Source organism: Streptococcus orisratti DSM 15617 (assembly GCF_000380105.1).
GTDB classification, from domain to species: Bacteria; Bacillota; Bacilli; order Lactobacillales; family Streptococcaceae; genus Streptococcus; species Streptococcus orisratti.
The window spans coordinates 1-4,258 of the sequence record NZ_KB904522.1; the positions used below are offsets into that span (position 1 = coordinate 1).

Annotated in this window: 6 protein-coding genes, 1 pseudogene and 1 other annotated feature; of the genes and pseudogenes, 5 read left to right on the plus strand and 2 right to left on the minus strand. The window is 38.3% G+C overall.

The window, feature by feature from the left end; genetic code table 11:
* Positions 1–185: helix-turn-helix domain-containing protein (locus A3I7_RS0111370; RefSeq protein ID WP_018363747.1), on the minus strand; the 185-nt coding region annotated here is incomplete at its 3' end.
* Between the two features lie 170 nt (positions 186–355).
* On the opposite strand from A3I7_RS0111370, the gene A3I7_RS0111375 reads away from it, so the two are divergent.
* The 5 genes from A3I7_RS0111375 (at position 356) to rpmA (ending at position 3,264) form a co-directional block, all read left to right on the plus strand.
* Positions 356–1,558, plus strand: coding sequence for a CapA family protein (locus A3I7_RS0111375; RefSeq protein ID WP_018376865.1), 1,203 nt, complete (start codon positions 356–358; stop codon positions 1,556–1,558).
* Positions 1,549–2,076, plus strand: a complete 528-nt coding sequence (locus A3I7_RS0111380) for a GNAT family N-acetyltransferase (protein WP_018376866.1) — start codon at positions 1,549–1,551, stop codon at positions 2,074–2,076. Before A3I7_RS0111375 ends, A3I7_RS0111380 begins: the two co-directional genes overlap by 10 nt.
* Positions 2,077–2,163: 87 nt before the next feature.
* Positions 2,164–2,240, plus strand: a sequence feature (ribosomal protein L21 leader region).
* A 34-nt stretch (positions 2,241–2,274) separates the two neighbouring features.
* A complete protein-coding gene (gene rplU, locus A3I7_RS0111385; RefSeq protein ID WP_018376867.1) occupies positions 2,275–2,589 on the plus strand; it encodes a 50S ribosomal protein L21 in 315 nt (104 codons plus the stop codon).
* Between the two features lie 15 nt (positions 2,590–2,604).
* Positions 2,605–2,949, plus strand: coding sequence for a ribosomal-processing cysteine protease Prp (locus A3I7_RS0111390; protein ID WP_018376868.1), 345 nt, complete (start codon positions 2,605–2,607; stop codon positions 2,947–2,949).
* Between the two features lie 21 nt (positions 2,950–2,970).
* Positions 2,971–3,264, plus strand: coding sequence for a 50S ribosomal protein L27 (gene rpmA, locus A3I7_RS0111395; protein ID WP_018376869.1), 294 nt, complete (start codon positions 2,971–2,973; stop codon positions 3,262–3,264).
* A gap of 151 nt (positions 3,265–3,415) precedes the next feature.
* Here rpmA and A3I7_RS0111400 read toward each other — a convergent pair.
* A pseudogene (locus A3I7_RS0111400) lies at positions 3,416–3,808 on the minus strand (transposase); the annotation flags it as partial.
* Between the last annotated feature and the right edge of the window lie 450 nt (positions 3,809–4,258).

Here is a 4,258-nt window from a genome sequence, read left to right on the forward strand (position 1 = left end):
TTATCTTGAACCTGAGAAACACTTCCTCGTTTGATTTCACGACTGATGGTTGAGCGATGACGCCCAAGCAGACGAGCAATCTCAGAGGGGTTCTTGCCCATCTTGAGATAGGCGCTGATTTCTCCGCGTTCAGAGGCTGAAAGGTGTGAGTATAACGATTTTTTGGTAGAATGATTAGTGGACATGTTCATCTGCTTTCTATACTGAGTTGGGGAATTCTAGTATATCAGACGAGCATGTCTTTTTTGTTGCACTTCATTTTACAACGCGGGGTTTCTTACTCTTTTTTGTTTGAACAATTTGATGAAAACAGTTTCAAGAAAAAATGGTATAATGGAGCAAGGAGGAAAAAGAAATGTTTGGGAATATGAAATATAAACGCACCATTTTAGCTTGTTTGAGTTTTTTAGCAGTCGTACTAGTAAGTTCATCCATTTATAGTCTAGTTTTTGAGAGAAATATTGAGACAGATTCAGCATCAAAGACCAAAATAAGTCCGAAGGTAAAAACAGCTCGCGTTGTTGCTAACGGAGATATTCTCATTCATGATTTGCTCTATATGAGTGCAGAGCAAGCGGATGGAACTTATGACTTCAATCCTTATTTTACCTATGTAAAAGATTGGATAAGCGAGGCTGATTTAGCCATTGGTGATTATGAAGGTACAATTGCATCTGATTATCCATTGGCAGGTTACCCTTTGTTTAATGCACCTAGTGAAATTGCTCAGACAATTAAAGACACGGGCTATGATGTTGTGGATTTGGCACATAACCATATCTTAGATTCAGGACTTGATGGGGCAATTAATACCGTTGAAACCTTTGAAAATCTTGGAATTTCGACCATTGGCCTTTACAAAGAAAATCGAGCAAAAGAGAATATTCTCATCAAGAAGGTCAATGGCATTAAAATTGCCATTCTAGGCTATGCCTATGCTTACAATGGTATGGAAGCCAATCTGACCACAGAAGAGTACGAAGCACATATGTCGGATCTTGATGAAGAAAAAATCAAAGCAGACATTCAAAAAGCTGAAAAAGAATCTGATGTCACTATCGTTATGCCTCAGATGGGAGTAGAATATCAGAGACAACCTACTGATGAGCAAGTAACTCTCTATCATAAAATGATTGACTGGGGAGCAGATGTTATCTTCGGTGGTCATCCCCATGTTGTCGAGCCATCAGAGACAATCGAAAAAAATGGTGAGCAAAAATTTATCATCTATTCCATGGGAAATTTTATCTCAAATCAGCGTTTGGAAACAGTTGATGATATTTGGACGGAGCGGGGGCTCCTGATGGATGTTACTTTTGAGAAGAAAGGCCAAAAGACGACGATTAAGACAGTCAAAGCACATCCAACCATGGTTTGGGCAACAGGAACAGGAGTGATTGGCAAAGATGGTTTTGAACTTTACGATTACCGTACGCTAGTTCTTGAAGATTTCATTGAAGGTGGCAAATATCGTGATAAGCTAGACGACACAATGAAAGAAAAGGTTGACACTGCCTATCAAGAAATGAATGATTTGGTGGCTCTCAAATGGAAATAAGGCGTTGTGCTTTGCGACTAGATAGGCTAGATGACTTGAAATCTATCTACTATGATGCTTTTCCACCTCAAGAGCGCATCTCACTAGGACTGCTTTTGGTTAATAGCTTGCGCAGGAAGGGAAAGTTCCACCTTTATCTTAGTCAGGATGAACTGGTTGGTTTTGCTTATACTATAGAAAAGGCAGAGCTCTATTATATATTAATGCTGGCGGTGGATAAAAAATATCGATCACAAGGGATTGGAAGAGATATCCTTAACGATTTGTCCGAGCAAGCTAATGCTAGAGAGCAGTTAATCACTATTGAGCCAATTGAGGAAGGCGCGGACAATTATCAGCAACGTCTCAGAAGACTGGCATTTTATGAAAGACAGGGTTTCAAACCTCTAATGCATACTTATCAAGAAGATGAAGAAATTTATCAGATTATCAGCACAGTCAAGCAACCCCATTTAAAGACTTTTAGTGATATAATGACAGATTTTTTTCGAGATAAGGTTTTCACCGCAGTTAACTAAAAAGCTGGGCTATTTTTCAAAAAAATCGCACAAAATTCTTGAAAAAGAAAGTAAGTCGTGATAAAATAGCAACGTTGACTAAATGCACATCCTGTGCAACCGCACGAAAATTGTTATTTAAGTAGTGTCTATCACTCACGATTTAGGCGAGTCTTCACAGAGGGAAACCTCGCAACAAAATTCTATAGGAGGTGCATAATGAGCACATACGCAATCATCAAAACTGGTGGAAAACAAGTTAAAGTTGAAGTAGGTCAAGCTATCTACGTTGAAAAACTTGATGTTGAAGCTGGAGCAGAAGTAACTTTTAACGAAGTTGTTCTTGTCGGTGGAGAAACAACTAAAGTTGGTACTCCAGTTGTTGAAGGAGCTACTGTTGTTGGAACTGTTGAAAAACAAGGAAAACAAAAGAAAGTTGTTACTTTCAAATACAAACCTAAAAAAGGTAGCCACCGTAAACAAGGTCACCGTCAACCTTATACAAAAGTTGTTATTAACGCTATCAACGCTTAATTTTGGATAGACCACATGATTAGAGCAACCATTACCCAGCTTGCTTCAAGTCAGCCTGTAGCCATAAAAGTAACGGGACACGCCGCTTATGGTGACTATGGTCAAGATGTCATGTGTGCTTCTGTCAGCACCCTGATTTTAAACTTTTTAAATTCTTTGGAAGATCTGGCAGATTATATTCCAGATTACAACTTAAATCAAGAGGATGGTGGTCATCTCGAAATTGATTTTTCAGATTTTGAGAGGGTATCCAAAAAAGAAGTGGTTCAAATTCTATTTGACTCATTTCGACTTGGCATGACTTTATTGGGACGTGATTCAGCAGAATACGTTTCGACAAAAGTCTTGATCAAAAACTAACTTCAGAGAGGAAACAACATTATGTTAAAAATGAATCTTGCTAACTTGCAACTTTTCGCCCACAAAAAAGGTGGAGGTTCAACTTCTAACGGACGTGATTCGCAAGCTAAACGTCTTGGTGCTAAGGCAGCTGACGGACAAACTGTATCAGGTGGATCAATTCTTTACCGCCAACGCGGAACTCACATCTATCCAGGTCACAATGTAGGCCGTGGTGGAGATGATACACTTTTTGCTAAGGTTGAAGGTGTTGTACGTTTCGAACGTAAGGGACGCGATAAAAAACAAGTATCTGTTTACCCAATCGCTAAGTAAGTCTGAAAATGGCTTAACAATAGGCTTTTCGAGATTTCGGAAGGCCTGTTTTTTTATTTTGATACCCACCGTGATACCCATATTTTAAAAACCAATGTAGGACGCAAACTTGTCAGCGACTTCATTTTTTGCTTTTTGAGTGACGTGAGCATAGATGCCCGTGGTGAATCCAGTAGTAGATGGTTGAGACGGGGACATTGATACCTTTTGCCATTACCATCATTTCAGGAGAGTATTTCTGTTTGATATAGTGAACGATTTTTTCTTTTAGTTCCTCGGTTAAAGAAACCTGCTTAATAGAGCGTTTACGGTTATTCTCATAGACTTTCTGTGTCAAGTCGGCCGAGTAAACCAGCTCATATTTTCCCTTACGTACTTGTTGTCTAACTCGTCCCCGCTTGACTTCATTGTTAATCGTTTGAGGAGCTTTGGCTAATCTTCTGGCAATTTCATGATGGGAATACCCTTCTTTAAGCCGACGTTCAATGTTTCTACGATCTGCTAGTGTTAAATGCTTCCCTTTTGGTGTGTAATAGTCTTGCATCTCAGAGTCCTTTTAATTTATTATTGTGGTGATTACAATTATATCTTTCTGAGATGTTTTTTGATATCCTAAGTGGTTAACTTCATTTTAGAACTTTCAAATGATAAAGTTGATGACAATTTTTGATAATTGCTTCATATCCTATTGTAATGATGAGATTTAGCGGTACACTGTAAGTGGCTCATTTAGACTACCTCCTGCCTGTTTTGTCATTTACAGTATAGTCTATTTGGGCTTTTTAGTGTATTTTGATGTTGACTAGCACCACAGGTTATTTATTACTAATACTTAACAAAAATCAGAAATAGCGTTATAATAGTATTATGACAAAAGAACTGACGTCCTCCCAAATCGAGGAATTAAAACAGGCCCTTAAAGATAAAAATAATGCTCCACATCATAGAAAAATACAGGCACTCATTCTTTATTCTGAATGCCATAATTTAACAT